A 21,393-nucleotide genomic window follows, 5' to 3' on the forward strand; every position below is an offset into this window, starting at 1 on the left:
GTTCAGGCCGCCTTTCCAGCTTCGGCGCGCATCAGCGCCAGCATTTCGTCGAGCTTGTCGTTGCTCATGTAGCTCAGCATCTGGCGGTCGTTGACGAGCATCACCGGCGCGTCGGCGCAGGCGCCCAGGCATTCGCACTTGGCCACGGTGAACAGGCCGTCGGCGGTGGTGCCACCGTCCTCGACGTTCAGCGACTTGCACAGGTGCTCCAGCGCGCCCTGGCCGTTGCGCAGCTGGCACGGCAGGTTGGTGCAGACGTTCAGCTTGAACTTCCCCACCGGTTGCTGGTTGTACATGTTGTAGAAGGTCGTGACCTCATGCACGGCCATCGCGGGCATGCCCAGGTAGGCGGCGATGGCCGCCTCGGCCTCGGTCGAAACCCAGCCCTGTTCCTGCTGCACGATGGACAGGCAGGCCATCACGGCCGACTGCGCCTGATCTTTCGGGTACTTCGCGACTTCACGCGCGAATCGCGCCTGCGTCGCTTCGCTCAGCGACGCCACGGGCGGCGTCTGGTGGGTGACGGTGTCAGTCATCATCGATCGATCTCGCCAAACACGATGTCCATGGTGCCGATCACCGCAACAGCGTCGGCAATCATGTGGCCACGGGCCATTTCGTCCAGTGCCGCCAGGTGCGGGAAGCCGGGCGCGCGAATCTTCAGGCGGTAGGGCTTGTTCGCGCCGTCGCTCACCAGGTAGATGCCGAACTCGCCCTTCGGATGTTCGACCGCGGCGTAGGCCTCGCCTTCGGGCACATGGAAGCCTTCGGTGAAGAGCTTGAAGTGGTGGATCAGCTCTTCCATGCTGGACTTCATGTCCAGGCGCGAAGGCGGCGCGACCTTGTGGTTGTCGGTGATGACAGGACCAGGGTTCTTGCGCAGCCATTCCACGCACTGCTGGATGATGCGATTGGATTGGCGCATCTCGGCCACGCGCACCAGGTAGCGGTCGTAGGTGTCGCCGTTGACGCCGACGGGAATGTCGAAATCCATCTTGGCGTAGGCGTCGTACGGCTGCTTCTTGCGCAGGTCCCAGGCGATGCCGGAGCCACGCAGCATCGGGCCGGAGAAGCCCAGGTTCATCGCGCGCTCGGGCGTGACGATGCCGATGCCAACCGTGCGCTGCTTCCAGATGCGGTTGTCGGTCAGCAGGGTTTCGTAGTCGTCGACGTTCTTCGGGAACCGCTTGCAAAAGTCGTCGATGAAGTCGAGCAGAGAGCCTTGGCGGTTCTCGTTCAGCGCCTTGATGGCGCGCTCGTTCTTGATCTTGCTGACCTTGTACTGCGGCATGCTGTCCGGCAGGTCGCGGTAGACGCCACCCGGCCGGTAATAGGCCGCGTGCATGCGCGCGCCGGAGACGGCTTCGTACATGTCGAACAGGTCTTCCCGCTCGCGGAAGCAGTAGATCAGCATGTTCATCGCACCGCAGTCCATGCCGTGCGCGCCCAGCCACATCAGGTGGTTCAGCAGCCGCGTGATCTCGTCGAACATCACGCGGATGTACTGCGCACGGATCGGCACATCAATGCCCATCAGCTTCTCGATCGCCAGGCAATACGAGTGCTCGTTGCACATCATCGAGACGTAGTCCAGCCGGTCCATGTAGGGCAAGGACTGGATGAAGGTCTTGGTCTCGGCCAGCTTCTCGGTGGCGCGGTGCAGCAGGCCGATGTGCGGGTCGGCGCGCTGGATGACTTCGCCGTCCAGCTCCAGCACCAGGCGCAACACGCCGTGTGCGGATGGATGCTGCGGACCGAAGTTCAGGGTGTAGTTCTTGATTTCTGCCATGACGTTCCCGGACTCAGTGCAGGCCGCCGTAGTTGTCTTCACGGATCACGCGGGGCGTGATCTCGCGCGGCTCGATCGTGACCGGCTGGTAGATCACGCGGCGGCTCTCGGCGTCGTAGCGCATCTCGACATGGCCCGACACCGGGAAGTCCTTGCGCATCGGGTGGCCGATGAAGCCATAGTCGGTCAGGATGCGACGCAGGTCGTTGTGACCTTCGTAGATGATCCCGTACATGTCGAAGGACTCGCGCTCGAACCAGTTCGCCGAGTTCCAGACCGGCGTCAGCGAAGCCACCACCGGCACGTCGTCGTCAGGCGCGTAAACCTTCAGGCGCAGGCGCCAGTTCAGCGTGACCGACAGCAGGTGCGAGACGGTGCAGTAGCGCAGGCCGTCCCAGGGCAGGTCCTTGTACGAGGACATGTCCAGGCCGCACAGGTCGATCAGTTGTTCGAACTTCAGTTGCGGATGGTCGCGCAGCGTGGTGGCCACGTCGACGTAGTCCGCCGCCTTGACGGTGAGGGTCAGCTCGCCGCGCTCGCGCTGGAGGCGCGCAATGCGCCCGCCCAGCACCGATTCGAGCGCCGCTTGCAGGGTATCGAGTTTCTGCGTCATGGGATGCCTTGCCTGCTGACTTCAGCGGGCGATGGTGTTTTCGCGGCGGATCTTGGCCTGCAGTTGCAGGATGCCGTAGAGCAGTGCCTCGGCCGTGGGCGGGCAGCCCGGCACGTAGACGTCGACCGGCACGATGCGATCGCAGCCGCGCACGACCGAGTAGCTGTAGTGGTAGTAGCCGCCGCCGTTGGCGCAGGAACCCATCGAGAGCACCCAGCGCGGCTCGGCCATCTGGTCATAGACCTTGCGCAGCGCCGGTGCCATCTTGTTGCACAGCGTGCCGGCGACGATCATCAGGTCGGACTGCCGCGGGCTGGGCCGGAACAGCATGCCGAAGCGGTCGATGTCGTAGCGCGCCGCACCGGCGTGCATCATTTCCACGGCGCAGCAGGCCAGACCAAAGGTCATCGGCCACAAGGAACCGGTCTTGGACCAGTTGACGAGGGTGTCCACCGAGGTGGTGACAAAGCCCTCTTTGAAAACGCCTTCAATACCCATGCTTGTGTGCCTCTCGCAGCGAGGTCAGCGGCGCCACGCGCCCTGCCCCAAAAAACTGGCCAGGGGTGGTGCCCCTCATTCCCAATCGAGGGCGCCTTTTTTCCATTCGTAGGCAAAGCCCACGACCAGGATGGTCAGGAAGACCATCATGGCCCAGAAGCCTGACGCGCCGATGTCGCGCAGCGACACCGCCCACGGGAACAGGAAGGCAATTTCCAGGTCAAACAGGATGAAGAGGATGGCCACCAGGTAGTAGCGCACGTCGAACTTCATGCGGGCGTCTTCGAAGGCCTCGAAGCCGCACTCGTAGGGCGAGTTTTTCTCCGCGTCCGGGCGGTTGGGCCCGAGCAGGAAGCCGAGCAGCTGCGGCGCAACGCCGACGCCGACTCCGACCAGAATGAAAAGGATGACGGGCAAATACGGTTGCAGGTCCATGGTCGGCGGGTTCCCAGCAGTCATCAAAAGTCTCATCCGGCAACAAAAAAGCGCGCCGCTCTCGCCCTCTGGCAAGAACCAGAAAAGCAGAACCTAGCGCGCCCAGTTTGTCCCCTGTTTTACCAGGGCGCCCGGCAAGGCGCCGGATGAAGGCCTTGCCGAAAAACTTCTTGGTGCCGACGGCGAGACTCGAACTCGCACAGCTTTCGCCACTACCCCCTCAAGATAGCGTGTCTACCAATTTCACCACGTCGGCACATCTTGTTCGTCACCGCGGCGCTCAACAGCCAGTCAACTGTCTGTTGCGCACCACCGGCAGCTTTCGGACTTGCTCACCCGGCCCTTTCAGGCCAAGTGCTGCTGGCCCTGCAGCCCTGAAACTTCTTCTGAACCCCAGCCCGAGAACGAATGCCCAAAGCCTGATTCATTGATCAATGCGCGTAAGGAATAGCGCCTTGACCAGCCTCAGATTCTAGCCCGAAATAAAAGGGCTTCCTAGGGTTTTTGCCTGCTTCGCACCAACTCAGTTCGCGCCGCTGGCAGCCACGCTGGCCGGTGCTGCCGCAGCAGGCACGCTGGCCGAAGACTCGCCCGTCGGGATCTGCGGCGCGCTCGGTGCGGCGGGCGCAGCACGCTCCAGTACGCTGGCACCTTCCACCGGGGTGGCACGGCCCACGCTGTTGGACATGAAGGCCAGGCCAAGCGTGGCGACAAAGAAGACCGAGGCGCAGACGGCCGTGGTGCGCGACAGGAAGTTCGCACTGCCGGTCGCACCAAACAGGCTGCCGGACGCGCCGGAGCCGAACGATGCGCCCATGTCGGCACCCTTGCCGTGCTGCACCAGCACCAGACCGATCATCACGATGGCGGCAACCATCTGCAACACCACCAACAGGTTCAACCAGATATGCATTTGGGAAAAACTCCAGGAATGACTTGATTCTTCTTCAGCGTGGGCCGGGCTTGTGCCGGGTCAGCCCGCCGCACGGCAGATGGCGACAAAGTCGGCAGCCTTCAGCGCAGCGCCGCCGATCAGCCCGCCGTCGATGTCCGGCTGGCCGAACAGCGTGCTGGCGTTGTCAGGCTTGACGCTGCCGCCGTACAGCAGCGTCATCGTGTCGGCATGCGCAGTGGCAGCCTGCAACTGGGTGCGTAGCAGCGCATGCACCGCCTGGGCCTGTTCCGGCGTGGCGGTGCGGCCGGTGCCGATCGCCCAGACCGGCTCGTAAGCCACGACCATCTCGCCAGCGCAGTGGCCCAGCGTGTGGATCACGGCCGACAGCTGGCGCTTGACCACCGCATCGGTTTCGCCAGCCTCGCGCTGCGCCAGGGTCTCGCCCACGCAGACGATGGGCGTGATGCCATGCGCCAGCGCTGCCTTGGCTTTGTCGGCCACAAGTTGGTCGCCCTCGGCGTGATAGCCGCGGCGCTCGGAGTGGCCAACGATCACGTAGCGGCAACCGAACTCGTGCAGCATGGCCGCAGACACTTCGCCGGTGTAGGCACCCTGCGCATGCGCCGAGCAATCCTGCGCGCCCCAGCGAAGGTCGCTGGCGGCCAGCGTCACCGCGGTTTCGGACAGGTACGGAAACGGCACGCAGACCGCCAGGTCGCAGCCGAACGGCCCGGCAGCACGGATGCCGGCCAGCAGTTCGGCATTGGCCTGATGGCTGCCGTGCATCTTCCAGTTGCCCACCACGAGTTTGCGTCGCATTGTGTGTTCGTCTCTCTGTTGCTCAAGGAAAGGCGGCCCTCAGGCCGACCAGTCCAACACGATCTTGCCCACGTGCTGACCAGACTCCATCAGCGCGTGCGCCGCAGCCGCCTGGGCTGCCGGGAACACCTTCTCGATCACGGGTCGAACATGCCCCGCCTCGATCAGAGGCCAAACCCGTTCGCGCAGCGCCGCGGCAATGCGGCCCTTGAAGGCCACCGAGCGTGGCCGCAGCGTCGAGCCGGTGATGGTCAGGCGCCGGCTCAGCAAGGCGCCGGCGTTGAACTCGGCCTTCACGCCACCCTGCACCGCGATGATCGCAATGCGACCATCGTCGGCCAGGCAGGAGATCTCGCGCGCGACGTAGTCGCCCGCCACCATGTCCAGCACCACGTCCACGCCACGGCCATCGGTCAGGCGCCGCGCTTCAGCTGCAAAGTCGGAAGTGCGGTAGTTGATCGCATGGTCAGCACCCAGCTTCAGGCAGGCGGCGCACTTGTCGTCGCTGCCCGCCGTCACCAGCACCTTCGCCCCCAGGGCTTTGGCCAGCTGGATCGCCGTCACGCCAATGCCGCTCGTGCCGCCCTGTACCAGCAGGCTTTCGCCCGGCTGCAGGCCGGCCCGGTCGAACACGTTGGACCAGACGGTGAAGAAGGTCTCGGGCAGCGTGGCCGCCTCGATGTCGCTCAGGCCCGCCGGGACCGGCAGGCACTGCGCGATGGGCACGACGCACAGCTCGGCATAACCACCACCCGCCACCAGCGCGCAAACCCGATCACCCAGACGCCAGCCAGCGGCAGCCAGCTCGGCCGCGTCGCCGCCGACGATGCTGCCTGCGACCTCCAAGCCAGGCAGGTCGGACGCGCCCGCAGGTGGCGCATAAGCGCCCTTGCGCTGCAGCACGTCCGGTCGGTTGATGCCGGATGCGCTGACGCGCAGCAGCAACTCACCGGCCGCCGGTTGCGGATCGGGACGCGTGGTCTCGACCAGCACTTCCGGGCCGCCGAAGCCTTGGATCGCGATGGCGCGCATCGGCCTTGGCCTACTGCTGTTGCTGCTGTTGTTGCTGGGCTTCGCCCTCGCCACCTTCGGCGGGCACAGCATCCGGGCGCTGCTCGGCGCGCTCGCGGCGCGGACGGTCAGGCCGGTCGCCACGGTCGCTGCGCGGCGGGCGGTCACCGTATTCACGGCGAGGCGCACGTTCGAAGCGCTCCTCTTCCATGCCTTCCGGACGTTCCTGCAGCGCCTTCATCGACAGCTTGATGCGGCCCTTCTCGTCAGTCTCCAGCACCTTGACCTTGACCACCTGGCCTTCGGTCAGGAAGTCGGTGACCTTCTCCACGCGCTGGTGCGCGATCTGGCTGATGTGCAGCAGGCCGTCCTTGCCAGGCAGGATGTTGATCAGCGCGCCGAAGTCCAGGATCTTGGTGACCGCGCCTTCGTAGACCTTGCCGATTTCGGCTTCGGCCGTGATCTCTTCGATGCGCTTCTTGGCGTGGGCCGCCTTGTCGCCATCGGTCGAGGCGATGGTGATGGTGCCATCTTCCTCGATGCTGATCTGGCAGCCGGTCTCTTCGGTCAGCGCACGGATGGTGGCGCCGCCCTTGCCGATCACGTCACGGATCTTCTCCGGATTGATCTTCATCGTGTACAGGCGCGGTGCGAATTCCGACAGCTCGGTCTTGGCGGTGCCCATGGCCTCGACCATCTTGCCGAGGATGTGCATGCGGGCTTCCTTGGCCTGGGCCAATGCAACCTGCATGATTTCCTTGGTGATGCCCTGGATCTTGATGTCCATCTGCAGCGCAGTGACACCAGTGGTCGTGCCGGCCACCTTGAAGTCCATGTCGCCGAGGTGATCTTCATCGCCCAGGATGTCGGTCAGCACCGCGAAGCGGCTGCCGTCCTTGATCAGGCCCATGGCGATGCCAGCCACGTGCGCCTTCAGCGGCACACCCGCATCCATCATCGACAGGCAGCCGCCGCAGACCGAAGCCATCGACGAGGAGCCGTTGGACTCGGTGATTTCCGAGACCACGCGAATGGTGTACGGGAAGTCTTCCTTGTTCGGCAGCACGGCGACCAGCGCGCGCTTGGCCAGGCGACCGTGGCCGATTTCGCGGCGCTTCGGGCTGCCCACGCGGCCGGTTTCGCCGGTGGCGAACGGGGGCATGTTGTAGTGCAGCATGAAGCGTTCGCTGTACTCGCCAGCCAGCGCGTCGATGGTCTGCGAATCACGCTCGGTGCCGAGCGTGGCCGCGACCAGCGCCTGGGTTTCACCACGGGTGAACAGCGCAGAGCCGTGCACGCGCGGCAGCACGCTGTTGCGGATCTCGATGGCGCGCACGGTGCGGGTGTCGCGGCCGTCGATGCGCGGCTCGCCGGCCAGGATCTGGCCGCGCACGATGCGGGCCTCGATCTCGAACAGCAGGCCTTCGACTTCGACCTTGTCGAACTCCAGGCCATCGGCCTTCAGCGAAGCCAGCACGTTGCTGGTGACGTCGCGGCAAGCCTGGGTGCGGGCCTGCTTGGAGCGGATCTGGTAGGCGGCGCGCAGCGGGCCTTCGGCCAGTTCGTTGATCTTGGCGATGAACGGCTCGTTCTTCGCCGGGGCTTGCCAGTTCCACACCGGCTTGCCGGCTTCGCGCACCAGCGCATGGATCGCATTGATCGCGACCTGGCTTTGCTCGTGGCCGAACACCACGGCGCCCAGCATCACGTCCTCGGCCAGCTGATCGGCTTCGGATTCGACCATCAGCACGGCGGCTTCGGTGCCGGCCACGACAAGGTCCATCTTGGACTCGGTCAGCTGGGTCTGCCCCGGGTTCAGCACGTATTCGCCGTTGATGTAGCCCACGCGTGCAGCGCCGATTGGGCCATTGAACGGAATGCCGGAGATCGACAGTGCGGCGCTGGTCGCGATCAGTGCGGCGATGTCGGCCTGGACTTCAGGGTTCAGGCTCAGCACATGGATGACGACCTGGACTTCGTTGAAGAAGCCTTCCGGGAACAGCGGGCGGATCGGACGGTCGATCAGGCGGCTGGTCAGGGTCTCGAGTTCGCTCGGACGGCCTTCACGCTTGAAGAAGCTGCCCGGGATCTTGCCGGCAGCGTAGGTCTTCTCGATGTAGTCGACGGTCAGCGGGAAGAAATCCTGGCCCGGCTTCGGGTCGTTCTTGGCGACCACGGTGGCGAGCACCACGGTGTCTTCGATGTTGACCAGCACAGCGCCGGTGGATTGGCGCGCGACCTCACCGGTTTCCATGATGACCTGGTGTTGGCCCCACTGGAAGGTCTTGGTGACTTTGTTGAACAGACTCATGTTATTGGTCTCCTTGAGAGGGACTAGCACGCTTTCGGTGGCGCTTTTGGACCGGGAGTCAGACGGCGTCGGGCGGGATGCCATTCCAACGGGCGGCGGACTCCAGCCGCCTGTTGGAATGACACAGCAATGCCCCGATTCCGGTTGGCTCCAAAAACAAAGAGCCTGTGCTGGCGATGGTTCCAGACAGGCTCTTGGTCACTGATGGGAGATTACTTGCGCAGGCCCAGCTTCTGGATCAGCGCGGTGTAACGGTCGGCGTCCTTGGCCTTCAGGTAGGCCAGCAGGCTCTTGCGCGAATTGACCATCTTCAGCAGGCCACGGCGGCCATGATGGTCTTTCGCGTGGGTCTTGAAGTGGGGGGTCAGCTCGTTGATGCGAGCAGTCAGCAGGGCCACCTGGACTTCGGGCGAGCCGGTGTCGGCTGGGCCGCGAGCATGGGCCTGGACGATGTCAGACTTCTTCATTTCAACCACGGACATGGCGATTTCCTTTGTTTTGGAATGCCGCCGCTGCCTTCGATCAATCGCGAAGCAGATCAACGGTTTCCGGTTTTAACTTGCGGTCGCGGGTGAAACCGACCCACGCCGTGCGATGCATCCGCATCTTCCGGCAACCAACGACTTCAGCCCCAAAGCTTTGCACGTCAGTCGCCACAAAAGGCGGAAGCCAAAGATTATAGCCCGAAACGATTTCCCGCCCGATGGGACACCGCAAGCGTGTCCGGACTTGCCAGCCGGGCACCTGGCGTCCAGGGCGCCCCGATCGGCTCGCCATGGCGGCGCAAGGCCTTGTTTCAAGCCGGTTGGCGGCATATTTTTGCCGCGCCGTGCAAGCCCTTGAAATGCATTCGGCCGCTGCCAACTGCAGCCACAAGGGACGTGAGCCCGCCGATTCCCGGCGCAGCCAGACAGCCCGAATTTCATTGATCTTTCAGGAGTTTCACATGCTGCTCGTTCCGCTGACCCGCACCACCGCTCGCACCTCGCCGCTGAGCCGCGGCATTGACCGCGTGGTCGATGACACCTTGAACCGCCTGCTGGGCGTGACGACACAAAACCAGGACAACACCCTCAGCCCCGCGCTGGACGTGAGCGAATCCGACAAGGCCTACAGCGTGCAGCTGGACCTGCCCGGCGTGCGCAAGGAAGACATCAAGATCGCCGTCGAAGGCCGCCGCGTGCGCATCGAAGCGCCGCTGCCGGCCGCGCCTGCGGCCGAAGAAGGTGTGCGCGTGATCTACCGTGAGCGCACCCTGGCCAACTTTGCGCGCAGCTTCGTGCTGCCGGTCGAGATCGACCAGACCAGCTCGCAAGCCAAGCTGGAAGCCGGCGTGTTGACCCTGACGCTGCAAAAGCGCCAGCCGACGGAAGCCTCGCAGTTGACCGTCAGCTGAATTTGAGGAACCTCAGGCTGCACCCAGCTCCCAGCGCGGCCTGACCTCGAAGCGATAGTCGCAGGTGGGCTGGGCCAGCCCGGCCTGCAGGCGCATCGCCGCGGCCATTGCGATCATCGCGCCGTTGTCTGTGCACAGTTCCAGTTCCGGATAGTGCACGCGCAGCCCGCGGCGCATGGCCACGGCGTTCAGATCGCGCCGCAAGCGCGAATTGGCGCCCACGCCACCTGCCACCACCAGCCGCTGTAGCCCGCTTTCCTTCAGCGCCCGCAGCGACTTGCGCACCAGCACCTCGACGATGGCTGCCTCGGTGCTGGCCGCCAGATCCGCCTTTTGCTGTTCGCTGGGTGCTGGCCCGAGCTTGCGCAGCGCGATCATCACCGCCGTCTTCAGCCCGGCAAACGAAAAGTCCAGGTTGGGCTGATGCAGCAAAGGCCGCGGCAGGTCAAAGGCCTGGTCATCGCCTTGCTGTGCCAGCCGGGACAAGGCGGGCCCCCCGGGGTAACCCAGGCCCAGCAGCTTGGCGGATTTGTCGAAGGCCTCGCCGGCCGCGTCGTCAATGGTTTCGCCCAGCAAGCCATATTGACCGACGCCATCGACCCGCATCAGTTGCGTGTGGCCACCTGAAACCAGCAAGGCCACAAAGGGAAATTCCGGCGGATCGGCCGACAGGAAGGGCGACAACAGGTGGCCTTCCAGATGGTGCACACCCAGCGTCGGCTTGCCCAGCGCCGCGCCCAGCGCGCTGGCCACGCCAGCACCCACCAGCAAAGCCCCCGCCAAGCCTGGCCCTTGCGTGTAGGCCACGATGTCCACCTCAGCCAGCTCGGCCCCGGCCTTGGCCAGCACTTCGCGCGCCAGTGGCAATGCACGCCGCACATGGTCGCGCGACGCCAGTTCCGGAACCACGCCGCCATAAGCCTGATGCATTTGCACCTGGCTGTACAAGGCGTGGGCCCGCAGCACCGGCACCTGCCCTGGCGAACAAGTCACCAAGGCGACACCGGTTTCGTCGCAGGAGGATTCAAAACCCAGGATGGTGATGGACACGGCAAGCCTCAGTCGAGACAGAAATATTTTTCAGATGATCTGGCGCGGGACTGTGCATTTTCACGAAGTTTGTAGAGAATGGTCAGCGCCGCACCATAAGTGCGCACGTCGTTGCAGATTCAAAAACAAAGGTTGTTGGGGCCATGAAGGAATACAAGCTTGTTGCTTGGCCGGATCTTCCGGCCGAATTTCGTCGCACCGCTTACCGCCGCATGGTGAGCGAGCTGTCGCAGCGCCATGTGACCGAGCCGCACCTGCAGAAGTGCAGCGGCGTGTCGACCACGGAAGTGCGAAACCTGCTGCAGTACCTGCAATCCCGCGAATTGCTGGAAGACCGGGAAGCCGAGCCGCCCAAGCCCAGCCGCTGGAAAGTGAGCTGGCCCTTCCACATCGGGCACAGCCGCGTCAGCTGAGGACTTTCGCCGAAGGGCATGACGCCCTGCCCGGCCTGCGTCCTTCTTGATCCGAACCGCTCAGTCGCCGCGCTGGCGCAATGCCGGCGTTCGCGGCGACTCAAGCGCCGCCATCACGCCTGTCGGCTCAGTGCCGTTCGCGTGCATGGTTGATCGTGTACTTCGGAATCTCGATCGTCACGTCTTCCTTGGCCAGCATCGCCTGACAGGAGAGTCGCGAGGTCGGCTGCAGGCCCCAGGCCTTGTCCAGCAGGTCCTCCTCGATCTCGTCGATCTCGCCCAGCGAGTTGAAGCCCTGTTTCACGACCACGTGGCAGGTGGTGCAGGCGGCACTCATCTCGCAGGCATGCTCGATCTCGATGTCATGGTCCAGCAAGGCTTCGCAGATCGAGGTACCTTCGGGCGCGGTGATCTCGGCGCCCTGCGGGCACAGCTCGGCGTGGGGAAGGATGCGGATGATGGGCATGGTGTCTTGAAAGTGTTCAGCCGGCGGTGCTGCGCGGTGTTCAGAGCGTGTCCAGGCTGCGGCCAGTCAACGCGGCCTGGATGCCGCGGTTCATGCGCGCAGCGGCAAATGCCTCGGTGCCTTCGGCCAGCGCCTCGACGGCCTGGGTGATGCGGTCGGCATCGTCGCCAGCGGCGATTTCGGCCAAGGCAGCCAGCAGCCGCTGCAGTTCGGCGCCTTCTGCCTGGCTCAGCAGGTCGCCATCGGCCGCCATCGCGGCCAGCGTGGCCAGGCGCATGCGCTCGGCCTCGACCTTGGCCTCGCGCAGCGCACGGGCGCGCATGTCGGTCTCGGCGCTGGCAAAACCGTCCTGCAACATCTTCGCGATCTGGTCGTCGGCCAGGCCGTAGCTGGGCTTGACCTGCACGGCCGCTTCGACGCCGGAGATCAGCTCCTTCGCGCTGACACCCAGCAGCCCGTCCGCATCGACCTGGAAAGTCACGCGGATGCGCGCCGCGCCGGCCACCATGGGCGGGATGCCGCGCAACTCGAAGCGGGCCAGCGAACGGCATTCCGAGACCAGCTCACGCTCACCCTGCACCACGTGCAGCGCCATCGCGGTCTGGCCATCCTTGAAGGTGGTGAAGTCCTGTGCCTTGGCCACTGGGATGGTCGTGTTGCGCTCGATGATGCGCTCGGCCAGGCCACCCATGGTTTCCAGGCCCAGCGACAGCGGGATCACGTCCAGCAGCAGCAACTCGTCGCCGTCACGCGCATTGCCGGCCAGCGCATTGGCCTGGATCGCAGCGCCCAGCGCGACCACTTCGTCAGGGTTCAGGTCGATCAGCGGCGGGCGGCCGAAATGCGCGCCCACGGCCTCGCGTACCGCCGGCATGCGCGTGGCACCGCCCACCAGCACGACGCCCTGCACCTCGTCCCGGCTCAGCTTGGCATCGCGCAGCACCTTGCGCACCGCAGACAGCGTGCGGTCCAGCAGCGGCCTGGTCAGTGCCTCGAACTGCTCGCGGCTCAGCGGCAGCGTCAGCTCGGTGCCAGACAGCACGACCCGCAGTGTGGTCTCAGCCGCATCGGTCAGCGCTTCCTTGGCAGCGCGGCTGGCGACCAGCAGGCTGCGTTTGTCATGCGCGCTGGCGAGCGTCAGGCCGGCCTGGGCCACGGCCCAGTCGGCAATCGCGTGGTCGAAGTCGTCGCCGCCCAGCGCAGCGTCCCCCCCGGTGCCAACCACCTCGAACACGCCGCGCGTCAGGCGCAGCAGCGAGATGTCGAAGGTGCCGCCGCCCAGGTCGTAGACGGCGTAGAGGCCTTCGCTGCCGTGGTCCAACCCGTACGCGACCACGGCAGCGGTGGGCTCGTTGATCAGCCGCAGCACGTTCAGGCCCGCGAGCTGGGCCGCGTCCTTGGTGGCCTGGCGCTGCGCGTCGTCGAAATACGCCGGCACGGTGATCACGGCGCCGAACACATCGTCATTGAAGGTGTCTTCGGCGCGGAAACGCAGCGTGGCCAGGATCTCGGCCGACACCTCGACCGGCGTCTTCGCGCCCTGCCGCGTCTGGATCGCCACCATGCCAGGCTGGTCGATGAACTTGTAGGGCAGCCGCTCATGACCGGTCACGTCGGCCAGCTTGCGGCCCATCAGGCGCTTGACCGAGACGATGGTGTTTTCCGGGTCCTCGGCCGAGGCGGCTGCGGCGTCCACGCCGATCTGGCGGCCATTGCCCTCCAGGTAGCGCACGACAGACGGCAGCATGGTGCGGCCCTGCCCGTCCGGCAGACACTCGGCCACGCCATGACGCAGCGCGGCGACCAGTGAATTGGTGGTGCCCAGGTCAATGCCCACCGCGATGCGGCGCTGGTGCGGGTCCGGCGCCTGGCCGGGTTCGGAAATCTGGAGCAGGGCCATGGATCGGTACAGCGAAAGTCCGGGTTCTTGAATTCAACGGTCGTCCGCGTCCAGCCGGCGCGCCAGGTCGGCACGGAAGCGGTTCACGAACATCAGCGCACGCACCTGGCGGGCGGCTTCGGGGGCGTCATTGGCCTCGTCCAGCAGGCGACCGATGTCGGCCTGCAGGCGGCGCTCGTCGGCAGCAACCTCGTCGTCCAGCGACTGCACGGCCGCGGCATCTGGCGCATCGTCCAGCGCTTCGCGCCAGGCCATCTGCTGCATCAGGAAACCGGTCGGCATCGCGGTGTTGCTTTCTGCCTCGATGGCCGCGCCACGCAACTCGCACAGGTACTGCGCACGTGCCAGAGGATCCTTCAGGCGACGGTAGGCTTCATTGATGCGCACCGACCATTGCATCGCAATGCGCTGCGCCGCCGCGCCTTCGGCAGCGAAACGATCCGGGTGCACACGGCCCTGCAACTCGCGCCAGCGCTGGTCCAGCGCGGCACGGTCCAACGCGAAGCGGGCCGGCAGACCGAACAGCGTGAAGTCGTCGACCTGCAGGTTCATGCCGGAACCGGTGCCGAAAGCGCCAGCCGCTTTTCGTAGAACAGCGACAGGCCGTTGTCCGGGTAGCCACCGAAGGGCGCGCGGCGCTGGTAGCCACAACGCTCGTACAGGCGCACCGCTTGCAACTGGTCGCGGCCGGTCTCCAGTGTCGCCAGCGTCAGGCCATCGGCCAGCAGCCGGGCCTCCAACTGCGCCAGCAGTTGCTCGGCAATGCGCTGGCCGCGCATCTCGGGCGCCACGTACATGCGCTTGATCTCGCCATAGGCCTGGCCCGCCGTGTCAGCTTCCCCCGGCATGCGGCGCGTGGCGCCGCAACCCACCAGCCTGTCGCCCTGCGTGGCAACGAGGAAGTCGACCTCGGGCTGCAGCAGTGCGCTGATGTCCAGGATGTAGTTGTCCTCGGGCGCATACAGCGTGGCCAGGTAGTCGTCCAGCGCCGCCAGCAACGGGCCGACCTGGGGATGATCGGCGCGCTCGGGGCGAATGCTCACGGGCGAGGCGTGGGTCATGTCAAACAGCGGAAGTAGAGGAACGCGCGAAAGAGGCGCTTCAAAAAACCAAGAGCGCGGCCAGGGGCTCCGCGCTCAGGATTGCCGGTTTTCAGAAAAACCAGCAGATTTTCGCCGCAACGCAGGCCGATGGGCCCGCGTGCACTTCAAACCCGGAAGGACTCTCCGCAGCCGCAGCGGTCTTTCTCGCGCGGGTTGTGGAACTTGAAGCCTTCGTTCAGGCCTTCGCGCACGAAATCCAGCTCAGTGCCATCCAGGTACGGCAGGCTCTTCGGGTCGATCAGCACCTTCACGCCGTGGTCTTCGAAGATCACATCGTCAGGCGTGATGTCGTCGGCGTATTCCAGCTTGTAGGCCAGGCCGGAGCAGCCGGTGGTCTTCACGCCCAGGCGCACACCCACGCCCTTGCCACGGCGCGCCAGGTAGCGCGTCACATGGCGCGCTGCGGCCTCGCTGAGGGTCACCGCCATGTCAGTTCGCTTCCGTGGCGACCTGCGGGGCCGAAGCCGCGGCGTGGCGAGCCTTGTAGTCGTCCACCGCGGCCTTGATCGCGTCTTCGGCCAGGATGGAACAATGGATCTTCACCGGCGGCAGCGCCAGTTCTTCGGCGATGTGGGTGTTCTTGATGGTCAGCGCCTGGTCCAGCGTCTTGCCCTTCACCCATTCGGTGACCAGCGACGACGAGGCAATGGCCGAGCCGCAGCCGTAAGTCTTGAAGCGCGCGTCTTCGATCAGGCCCGACACCGGGTTGACCTTGATCTGCAGCTTCATCACGTCGCCGCACGCCGGTGCGCCGACCATGCCGGTGCCAACGGTTTCGTCGCCCTTGTCGAAGGCGCCCACATTGCGCGGGTTTTCGTAGTGGTCGATGACCTTGTCGCTGTATGCCATTTCGAACTCCTGTCTGTCTCTTGATCACTGCCGCGGGGCCAGCGCCGGGCCGCTCCCAAGCGGCCCCGCTCCCCCGCGGGGGGTGGCTGCGGTAGGCCCGCAGCCGGGGGTCGTCATGCCGTCAATGCGCACTCCACTGGATGCTGGAGATGTCGATGCCGTCGCGGTACATGTCCCACAGCGGCGACAGCTCGCGCAGCTTGGCCACGCGATCCTTCAGCACGCTGATCGCGTAGTCGATCTCTTCTTCTGTCGTGAAACGGCCGATGGTCATGCGCAGGCTGGAGTGCGCCAGTTCGTCGCTGCGGCCCAGGGCGCGCAGCACGTAGCTGGGCTCCAGGCTGGCCGAGGTGCAGGCCGAGCCGGACGACACCGCCAGGCCCTTGACACCCATGATCAGCGACTCGCCTTCGACGTAGTTGAACGAGATGTTCAGGTTGTGCGGCACGCGGCGCGTCAGGTCGCCGTTGATGAAGGTCTGGTCGATCTCCGACAGGCCCTTCAGCAGGCGCTGGTGCAGCGCCGAGATGCGCGCGTGTTCGCTCGCCATCTCTTCCTTGGCGATGCGGAAGGCCTCGCCCATGCCGATGATCTGGTGCGTGGGCAGCGTGCCCGAACGCAGGCCGCGCTCATGGCCACCGCCGTGCATCTGCGCTTCCAGGCGCACACGCGGCTTGCGGCGCACGTACAGCGCGCCAATGCCCTTGGGGCCATAGGTCTTGTGCGAGGCCAGGCTCATCAGGTCGACCGGCAGCGTCTTCATGTCGATCTCGACCTTGCCGGTGGCCTGGGCCGCGTCGACGTGGAAGATCACGCCGCGCTCGCGGCACAAGTTGCCCAGCGCCGTGATGTCCTGGATCACGCCAATCTCGTTGTTCACGAACATGACCGAGGCAACGATGGTGTCCGGGCGGATCGCAGCCTTGAAGGCGTCGAAGTCCAGCAGTCCGTCTTCCTTCACGTCGAGGTAGGTCACCTCGAAGCCTTGCCGCTCCAGCTCGCGCATGGTGTCCAGCACGGCCTTGTGCTCGGTCTTCACCGTGATCAGGTGCTTGCCCTTGCTCTGGTAGAAGTGGGCCGCGCCCTTCAGCGCCAAGTTGTTCGACTCGGTGGCACCGGAGGTCCAGACGATCTCGCGCGGGTCGGCGCCGATCAGGTCGGCCACCTGCACACGGGCCTTTTCGACCGCCTCTTCCGCTTCCCAGCCCCAGGCATGGCTGCGGGACGCCGGGTTGCCGAAATGCTCGCGCAACCACGGCACCATCACGTCCACAACACGCGGATCCACCGGGGTGGTCGCGCCGTAGTCCATGTAGATTGGGAAGTGCGGGGTCATGTCCATGATCGGTTCTTCTTGCGCTTCAAATGCACGGCAGTAAGGGAAACAGTTGGCGCCGCAGGGCAGCACCATTCACCACGCCGGCCGAGCCGCCCAGCGGCCGGCGTGATGCAGGCTGGCGCCTGGCTTACTTGGAAAAGGCGTTGCCCAGCGCGAACACGGAGTTCGGCGCGGTGACCTTGATCGGCTTGACCACAGGCACGGTCGAGATGGCACGCTTGATTGGCGCCTCCTCGATCGACAGGCCCTTGTCCAGTTGATCATCAACCAGCTTGCGCAGGCTGATGGAGTCAAGGTACTCGATCATCTTCGCGTTCAGATTGGCCCACAGTTCGTGGGTCATGCAGCGGCCGGCATCCTCGCCCATGCAATTTTCCTTGCCGGCGCAGCCGGTCGCGTCGATGGGTTCATCGACCGCGACGATGATGTCGGCAACGCTGATTTCCTCGGCCTTGCGGCCCAGCGAATAGCCGCCGCCAGGGCCGCGGGTGCTTTCGACCAGTTCGTGGCGACGCAGCTTGCCGAACAGTTGCTCCAGATACGACAAGGAGATTTGCTGACGTTGGCTGATGGCTGCCAGGGCCACGGGCCCGTTGTTCGAACGCAGCGCCAGATCGATCATGGCGGTTACCGCAAAGCGGCCTTTGGTGGTCAGACGCATGAGACTCTCCTGTCTACTCGGTTGGCGACACATGCCAGCGGAACATCTGGTCCCGCGGCCGGCTTCCTCACCGGCTCCCGGTGGGCTGGGCGGATGACCGCTTTCGCGCCGGGTTAACCCTCGGAAGATCCCGAGTGATTTGCTCGATTATAGGCGAAGCCGAGTCTTTTAGTCGTGTATCCCGGTCAAAGGTTCCGTGGTCTGGCGGGAAATTTCCTTACCCGGCGTCCGGTCATGCAGGCCCCGGAAAAGCAACGGAAATGGCGCGCTCCCAGGGAAACCAGGCTCAGCGGCTGGCGGCGACCAGGCTCACGGCACTGCTGTCGTGCGTGCTGCCGCCGCCAAAAGCCTGTTCTCGCAACAGGGCCAATTGGTCGCGAATGCGGGCCGCCTTCTCGAACTCCAGGCTCTTTGCATGCTCCAGCATCTGCTTTTCCAGCAGCTTGATGCGCTTGCTGAGGTCCTTCTCGCTCATCGCCTCGACCTCGGCCGCCTGTTGCGCGAAGCGCAGGTCGTCCTTGCCCGACTTTTCCGCCACCACGCCGTCGATCATCTCGCGCACCTGCTTGCGGATGCCGCGCGGCACGATGCCATTGGCCTCGTTGAACGCGACCTGCTTGGCGCGGCGGCGCTCGGTTTCGTCCATCGCACGACGCATCGAGTCGGTGATGCGGTCGGCGTAGAGGATGGCGCGGCCATTCACATTGCGCGCCGCCCGGCCAATCGTCTGCACCAGGCTGCGCTCGGCGCGCAGAAAGCCTTCCTTGTCGGCGTCCAGGATGGCCACCAGGCTGACCTCGGGGATGTCCAGCCCTTCGCGCAGCAGGTTGATACCCACCAGCACATCGAACACACCCAGCCGCAGGTCGCGCAGGATCTCGACGCGTTCCACGGTGTCGATGTCCGAGTGCAGGTAGCGCACCTTCACGCCGTTGTCGGTCAGGTAGTCGGTCAGTTGCTCGGCCATGCGCTTGGTCAGCGTGGTGATCAGCACCCGCTCGCCCTTCTCCACCGTCTCGCGGATCTCCTGCAGCACGTCGTCGACCTGCTGCTGCGCCGGCCGCACTTCCACGATGGGATCCACCAGCCCGGTGGGCCGCACAAGCTGCTCGACCACCTGGCCGGCGTGCTGCTTCTCGTAGTCCGCCGGCGTGGCCGAGACGAACACGCACTGCCGCATCTTGGTCTCGAACTCGGCGAACTTCAGTGGCCGGTTGTCCAGCGCGCTGGGCAGGCGAAAGCCATATTCCACCAGCGTGGTCTTGCGTGCCCGGTCGCCGTTGTACATGCCGCTGAACTGGCCGATCAGCACATGGCTCTCGTCCAGGAACATCAGCGCGTCCTTGGGCATGTAGTCCACCATCGTCGGCGGAGGGTCGCCGGGTGCAGCGCCCGAAAGATGGCGGCTGTAGTTCTCGATGCCCTTGCAGTGGCCAACCTCCTGCAGCATCTCCAGGTCGAAGCGGGTGCGCTGCTCCACGCGCTGCGCCTCCACCAGCTTGCCTTCCTTGACGAAAAACGCCAGCCGCTCGCGCAGCTCGGTCTTGATGGCGTCGATGGCCGCCAGCACCCGGTCACGCGGCGTCACGTAGTGGCTGGACGGGTAGATGGTGAAACGCGGCACTTTCTGCTGGACCCTGCCAGTCAGCGGATCCAGCAGCGACAGCGCTTCGACCTCGTCGTCGAACAGCTCGATGCGCACCGCCAGCTCCGAATGCTCGGCCGGGAAGACGTCGATCGTGTCGCCGCGCACGCGGAAGCTGCCGCGCGAGAAATCGGTCTCGTTGCGGGTGTACTGCATGCGGATCAGCTGGGCGATCACGTCGCGCTGACCCATCTTGTCGCCGTTGCGCAGGATGAAGCGCATCTGCGTGTAATCCTCCGGCTTGCCAATGCCGTAGATCGCGCTGACCGAGGCGACGACGATGGTGTCGCGCCGCTCCAGCACGCTCTTGGTGGCCGACAGCCGCATCTGCTCGATGTGCTCGTTGATCGCCGAGTCCTTCTCGATGAAAAGGTCGCGCTGCGGCACATAGGCCTCGGGCTGGTAGTAGTCGTAGTAGCTGACGAAGTACTCGACCGCGTTCTTCGGGAAGAACTCGCGGAACTCGCTGTACAGCTGCGCCGCCAGCGTCTTGTTCGGCGCAAACACGATGGCCGGCCGGCCCATGCGGGCGATCACGTTGGCCATCGTGAAGGTCTTGCCCGAGCCGGTCACGCCCAGCAGCGTCTGGTAGGCCAGCCCGTCCTGTATGCCTTCGACCAGCTGCGCAATCGCCGTTGGCTGATCCCCCGCCGGCGGGTAGGGCTGGTACAGCTGGAACGGCGAATCCGGGAAACTGACGAACTCGCCCTCGGGGAAGCCTTCGGCATCCAGCGAGACTGCCTTCGCGCCAGTGCCCGCACCCACACCTGCACCTGCATCCATTCCAGCGCCCGTTCCCAGGCCCGTGAGTTCCGACATCGGGTCTTTCCCCCTTCAACGCTTAAAATCCGCAAGCTCGGCGCGAGTTGCACGCCGGGCCAACCTGACAGCGTAGCGCATCCCAAACGGCCGCGCCGACTGTCGATGCCTTTGCCGCCCCGGCGCCTCCTCCGATCCACAGGACTGCTTCCATGTCTTCCTCCGCCTCGTCGCTGTTCGCCGCCGTTGAAATGGCGCCTCGCGATCCGATCCTCGGCCTCAACGAACAGTTCAACGCCGACACCAATCCCGCCAAGGTCAACCTCGGCGTCGGCGTCTACACCGATGCCAACGGCAAGCTGCCGCTGCTGGCCTGCGTGAAAGCCGCCGAGGCCCAACTGGTCGAAGCCGCCCGCGCCCGCGGCTACCTGCCAATTGATGGCATTGCCGCGTATGACAAGGCCGTGCAGGCCCTGGTCTTCGGCGAAGGCAGCCCGCTGCTGGCCGAAGGCCGCGTGGCCACCGTGCAGGCCATTGGCGGCACCGGCGGCCTGAAGCTGGGTGCCGACTTCCTGAAGAAGCTGAACCCCACCGCCAAGGTGCTGATCAGCGACCCGAGCTGGGAAAACCACCGCGCGCTGTTCACCAACGCCGGCTTCACGGTCGACACCTACCCCTACTACGACGCCGACAAACAAGGCGTGAACTTCGACGGCATGCTGGCCGCGCTGAACAGCGCCGCCGCCGGCACCGTCGTCGTGCTGCACGCCTGCTGCCACAACCCGACCGGCTACGACATCCTGCCGGCCCAGTGGGAGCAGGTCATCGCCGCGGTCAAGGTGCGCGGCCTGGTCGCCTTCCTCGACATGGCCTACCAGGGCTTTGGCGACGGCATCCAGGAAGACGGCGCCGTGATCGGCCAGTTCGTTGCCGCCGGCATCGACTTCTTCGTCTCCACCTCCTTCTCCAAGAGCTTCTCGCTCTACGGCGAACGTGTCGGCGGCCTGTCGGTCGTCTGCGCCAGCAAGGAGGAAACGGCGCGCGTGCTGTCCCAGCTGAAGATCACCATCCGCACCAACTACTCCAACCCGCCCACGCACGGCGCGCAAATCGTCGCCACCGTGCTGACCACACCCGCGCTGCGCGCCCAGTGGGAAGAAGAACTGGCCGGCATGCGCAACCGCATCAAGAAGATGCGCGGTGCGTTTGTCGAGCAACTGAAGGCGGCAGGCGTGACCCGAGACTTCAGCTTCATCACCACCCAGCGCGGCATGTTCAGCTACTCCGGCCTGACCAAGCCCCAGATGGAACGCCTGCGCAACGAGTTCGGCGTCTACGGCGTGGACTCCGGCCGCATCTGCGTGGCTGCGCTGAACGAGCACAACATCGGCTACGTCACCCAGGCCATCGCCAAGGTGCTCTGACCCCCGAGCAGGCGCGG

The 21,393-nt window shown here is 65.2% G+C and carries 23 protein-coding genes and 1 tRNA gene; 3 read left to right on the forward strand and 21 right to left on the reverse strand.

The genetic code is table 11. The annotated features are described in order from the left end of the window. Positions 1-2 precede the first annotated feature (2 nt). From AC3WR5_RS29630 to rpsO, 11 genes are all read right to left on the reverse strand, one after another. Complete coding sequence (locus AC3WR5_RS29630; protein ID WP_492489167.1) at positions 3-539, reverse strand: NADH-quinone oxidoreductase subunit NuoE family protein; 537 nt, start codon at positions 537-539, stop codon at positions 3-5. Continuing rightward, entirely contained in the window at positions 536-1,789 is a 1,254-nt protein-coding gene (locus tag AC3WR5_RS29635; protein WP_141284701.1) for an NADH-quinone oxidoreductase subunit D, read from the reverse strand. Before AC3WR5_RS29635 ends, AC3WR5_RS29630 begins: the two co-directional genes overlap by 4 nt. A gap of 13 nt (positions 1,790-1,802) precedes the next feature. Then, positions 1,803-2,402, reverse strand: a complete 600-nt coding sequence (locus tag AC3WR5_RS29640; protein WP_492489168.1) for an NADH-quinone oxidoreductase subunit C — start codon at positions 2,400-2,402, stop codon at positions 1,803-1,805. Positions 2,403-2,423: 21 nt separating this feature from the next. Then, complete coding sequence (locus tag AC3WR5_RS29645) at positions 2,424-2,900, reverse strand: NuoB/complex I 20 kDa subunit family protein (protein ID WP_141284697.1); 477 nt, start codon at positions 2,898-2,900, stop codon at positions 2,424-2,426. A gap of 75 nt (positions 2,901-2,975) precedes the next feature. After that, a complete protein-coding gene (locus AC3WR5_RS29650; RefSeq protein WP_141284717.1) occupies positions 2,976-3,335 on the reverse strand; it encodes an NADH-quinone oxidoreductase subunit A in 360 nt (119 codons plus the stop codon). Between the two features lie 171 nt (positions 3,336-3,506). Beyond that, positions 3,507-3,591 (reverse strand) — tRNA-Leu (locus AC3WR5_RS29655). Between the two features lie 267 nt (positions 3,592-3,858). Further along, positions 3,859-4,248 (reverse strand): preprotein translocase subunit SecG, encoded by a 390-nt coding sequence (gene secG / locus AC3WR5_RS29660; protein ID WP_141284695.1) that lies wholly within the window; start codon positions 4,246-4,248, stop codon positions 3,859-3,861. Positions 4,249-4,308: 60 nt separating this feature from the next. Next, entirely contained in the window at positions 4,309-5,049 is a 741-nt protein-coding gene (gene tpiA / locus AC3WR5_RS29665) for a triose-phosphate isomerase (protein ID WP_141284693.1), read from the reverse strand. Between the two features lie 39 nt (positions 5,050-5,088). Continuing rightward, the gene (locus AC3WR5_RS29670; RefSeq protein WP_492489171.1) at positions 5,089-6,081 is read right to left on the reverse strand and encodes an NAD(P)H-quinone oxidoreductase; all 993 of its coding nucleotides are present in this window, start codon (positions 6,079-6,081) and stop codon (positions 5,089-5,091) included. A 10-nt stretch (positions 6,082-6,091) separates the two neighbouring features. After that, positions 6,092-8,371 carry a polyribonucleotide nucleotidyltransferase gene (gene pnp, locus AC3WR5_RS29675; protein ID WP_141284689.1) on the reverse strand — a complete coding sequence of 760 codons (2,280 nt, stop codon included), beginning with the start codon at positions 8,369-8,371 and terminating at the stop codon, positions 6,092-6,094. A 212-nt stretch (positions 8,372-8,583) separates the two neighbouring features. Further along, positions 8,584-8,853: a 30S ribosomal protein S15 gene (gene rpsO, locus AC3WR5_RS29680; protein WP_141284687.1), complete on the reverse strand. Its 270-nt coding sequence runs from the start codon at positions 8,851-8,853 to the stop codon at positions 8,584-8,586. A 464-nt stretch (positions 8,854-9,317) separates the two neighbouring features. Here rpsO and AC3WR5_RS29685 point away from each other — a divergent pair, with 464 nt between their 5' ends. Continuing rightward, complete coding sequence (locus tag AC3WR5_RS29685) at positions 9,318-9,767, forward strand: Hsp20/alpha crystallin family protein (RefSeq protein ID WP_492489173.1); 450 nt, start codon at positions 9,318-9,320, stop codon at positions 9,765-9,767. A 12-nt stretch (positions 9,768-9,779) separates the two neighbouring features. Here the strand turns inward: AC3WR5_RS29685 and tsaD are convergent, their stop codons facing one another. Continuing rightward, positions 9,780-10,817, reverse strand: coding sequence for a tRNA (adenosine(37)-N6)-threonylcarbamoyltransferase complex transferase subunit TsaD (gene tsaD, locus AC3WR5_RS29690; RefSeq protein WP_492489175.1), 1,038 nt, complete (start codon positions 10,815-10,817; stop codon positions 9,780-9,782). A gap of 143 nt (positions 10,818-10,960) precedes the next feature. Between tsaD and AC3WR5_RS29695 the strand changes: the two genes are divergently transcribed. Then, complete coding sequence (locus tag AC3WR5_RS29695) at positions 10,961-11,230, forward strand: hypothetical protein (protein ID WP_141284682.1); 270 nt, start codon at positions 10,961-10,963, stop codon at positions 11,228-11,230. 127 nt (positions 11,231-11,357) lie between these two features. Here AC3WR5_RS29695 and fdx read toward each other — a convergent pair whose 3' ends face one another. The 9 genes from fdx to uvrB form a co-directional block, all read right to left on the reverse strand. Beyond that, on the reverse strand, positions 11,358-11,696 hold the full coding sequence (gene fdx / locus AC3WR5_RS29700; RefSeq protein ID WP_141284680.1) for an ISC system 2Fe-2S type ferredoxin: 339 nt from the start codon (positions 11,694-11,696) through the stop codon (positions 11,358-11,360). A gap of 40 nt (positions 11,697-11,736) precedes the next feature. Further along, positions 11,737-13,596, reverse strand: coding sequence for a Fe-S protein assembly chaperone HscA (gene hscA / locus AC3WR5_RS29705; RefSeq protein ID WP_492489177.1), 1,860 nt, complete (start codon positions 13,594-13,596; stop codon positions 11,737-11,739). A 33-nt stretch (positions 13,597-13,629) separates the two neighbouring features. Beyond that, positions 13,630-14,148 carry a Fe-S protein assembly co-chaperone HscB gene (gene hscB / locus AC3WR5_RS29710; RefSeq protein WP_492489179.1) on the reverse strand — a complete coding sequence of 173 codons (519 nt, stop codon included), beginning with the start codon at positions 14,146-14,148 and terminating at the stop codon, positions 13,630-13,632. Further along, the gene (locus tag AC3WR5_RS29715; RefSeq protein ID WP_492489180.1) at positions 14,145-14,639 is read right to left on the reverse strand and encodes a GNAT family N-acetyltransferase; all 495 of its coding nucleotides are present in this window, start codon (positions 14,637-14,639) and stop codon (positions 14,145-14,147) included. Before AC3WR5_RS29715 ends, hscB begins: the two co-directional genes overlap by 4 nt. A 164-nt stretch (positions 14,640-14,803) precedes the next feature. Beyond that, a complete protein-coding gene (gene iscA / locus AC3WR5_RS29720) occupies positions 14,804-15,127 on the reverse strand; it encodes an iron-sulfur cluster assembly protein IscA (RefSeq protein WP_141284672.1) in 324 nt (107 codons plus the stop codon). Position 15,128: 1 nt separating this feature from the next. Further along, entirely contained in the window at positions 15,129-15,548 is a 420-nt protein-coding gene (gene iscU / locus AC3WR5_RS29725; protein WP_141284670.1) for a Fe-S cluster assembly scaffold IscU, read from the reverse strand. Positions 15,549-15,669: 121 nt separating this feature from the next. Then, positions 15,670-16,890, reverse strand: coding sequence for an IscS subfamily cysteine desulfurase (locus AC3WR5_RS29730; protein WP_492489183.1), 1,221 nt, complete (start codon positions 16,888-16,890; stop codon positions 15,670-15,672). 124 nt (positions 16,891-17,014) lie between these two features. After that, positions 17,015-17,548: a Fe-S cluster assembly transcriptional regulator IscR gene (iscR, locus tag AC3WR5_RS29735; protein WP_141284715.1), complete on the reverse strand. Its 534-nt coding sequence runs from the start codon at positions 17,546-17,548 to the stop codon at positions 17,015-17,017. Between the two features lie 286 nt (positions 17,549-17,834). After that, on the reverse strand, positions 17,835-20,012 hold the full coding sequence (gene uvrB, locus AC3WR5_RS29740) for an excinuclease ABC subunit UvrB (RefSeq protein WP_492489185.1): 2,178 nt from the start codon (positions 20,010-20,012) through the stop codon (positions 17,835-17,837). Positions 20,013-20,164: 152 nt separating this feature from the next. Between uvrB and AC3WR5_RS29745 the strand changes: the two genes are divergently transcribed. After that, positions 20,165-21,376, forward strand: coding sequence for an amino acid aminotransferase (locus AC3WR5_RS29745; protein ID WP_492489187.1), 1,212 nt, complete (start codon positions 20,165-20,167; stop codon positions 21,374-21,376). Positions 21,377-21,393 lie beyond the last annotated feature (17 nt).

The organism is Ideonella sp. FW305-24 (genome assembly GCF_058788035.1).

Excerpts from the sequence above, each read along its gene's own strand:
- AC3WR5_RS29630 (WP_492489167.1), bottom strand. The coding sequence starts at position 539 with ATGATGACTGACACCGTCACCCACCAGACGCCGCCCGTGGCGTCGCTG.
- AC3WR5_RS29635 (WP_141284701.1), bottom strand. The coding sequence starts at position 1,789 with ATGGCAGAAATCAAGAACTACACCCTGAACTTCGGTCCGCAGCATCCA.
- AC3WR5_RS29640 (WP_492489168.1), bottom strand. The coding sequence starts at position 2,402 with ATGACGCAGAAACTCGATACCCTGCAAGCGGCGCTCGAATCGGTGCTG.
- AC3WR5_RS29645 (WP_141284697.1), bottom strand. The coding sequence starts at position 2,900 with ATGGGTATTGAAGGCGTTTTCAAAGAGGGCTTTGTCACCACCTCGGTG.
- AC3WR5_RS29650 (WP_141284717.1), bottom strand. The coding sequence starts at position 3,335 with ATGGACCTGCAACCGTATTTGCCCGTCATCCTTTTCATTCTGGTCGGA.
- secG (WP_141284695.1), bottom strand. The coding sequence starts at position 4,248 with ATGCATATCTGGTTGAACCTGTTGGTGGTGTTGCAGATGGTTGCCGCC.
- tpiA (WP_141284693.1), bottom strand. The coding sequence starts at position 5,049 with ATGCGACGCAAACTCGTGGTGGGCAACTGGAAGATGCACGGCAGCCAT.
- AC3WR5_RS29670 (WP_492489171.1), bottom strand. The coding sequence starts at position 6,081 with ATGCGCGCCATCGCGATCCAAGGCTTCGGCGGCCCGGAAGTGCTGGTC.
- pnp (WP_141284689.1), bottom strand. The coding sequence starts at position 8,371 with ATGAGTCTGTTCAACAAAGTCACCAAGACCTTCCAGTGGGGCCAACAC.
- rpsO (WP_141284687.1), bottom strand. The coding sequence starts at position 8,853 with ATGTCCGTGGTTGAAATGAAGAAGTCTGACATCGTCCAGGCCCATGCT.
- AC3WR5_RS29685 (WP_492489173.1), top strand. The coding sequence starts at position 9,318 with ATGCTGCTCGTTCCGCTGACCCGCACCACCGCTCGCACCTCGCCGCTG.
- AC3WR5_RS29695 (WP_141284682.1), top strand. The coding sequence starts at position 10,961 with ATGAAGGAATACAAGCTTGTTGCTTGGCCGGATCTTCCGGCCGAATTT.
- fdx (WP_141284680.1), bottom strand. The coding sequence starts at position 11,696 with ATGCCCATCATCCGCATCCTTCCCCACGCCGAGCTGTGCCCGCAGGGC.
- hscA (WP_492489177.1), bottom strand. The coding sequence starts at position 13,596 with ATGGCCCTGCTCCAGATTTCCGAACCCGGCCAGGCGCCGGACCCGCAC.
- hscB (WP_492489179.1), bottom strand. The coding sequence starts at position 14,148 with ATGAACCTGCAGGTCGACGACTTCACGCTGTTCGGTCTGCCGGCCCGC.
- iscA (WP_141284672.1), bottom strand. The coding sequence starts at position 15,127 with ATGGCGGTGACCCTCAGCGAGGCCGCAGCGCGCCATGTGACGCGCTAC.
- iscU (WP_141284670.1), bottom strand. The coding sequence starts at position 15,548 with ATGGCATACAGCGACAAGGTCATCGACCACTACGAAAACCCGCGCAAT.
- AC3WR5_RS29730 (WP_492489183.1), bottom strand. The coding sequence starts at position 16,890 with ATGGACATGACCCCGCACTTCCCAATCTACATGGACTACGGCGCGACC.
- iscR (WP_141284715.1), bottom strand. The coding sequence starts at position 17,548 with ATGCGTCTGACCACCAAAGGCCGCTTTGCGGTAACCGCCATGATCGAT.
- uvrB (WP_492489185.1), bottom strand. The coding sequence starts at position 20,012 with ATGTCGGAACTCACGGGCCTGGGAACGGGCGCTGGAATGGATGCAGGT.
- AC3WR5_RS29745 (WP_492489187.1), top strand. The coding sequence starts at position 20,165 with ATGTCTTCCTCCGCCTCGTCGCTGTTCGCCGCCGTTGAAATGGCGCCT.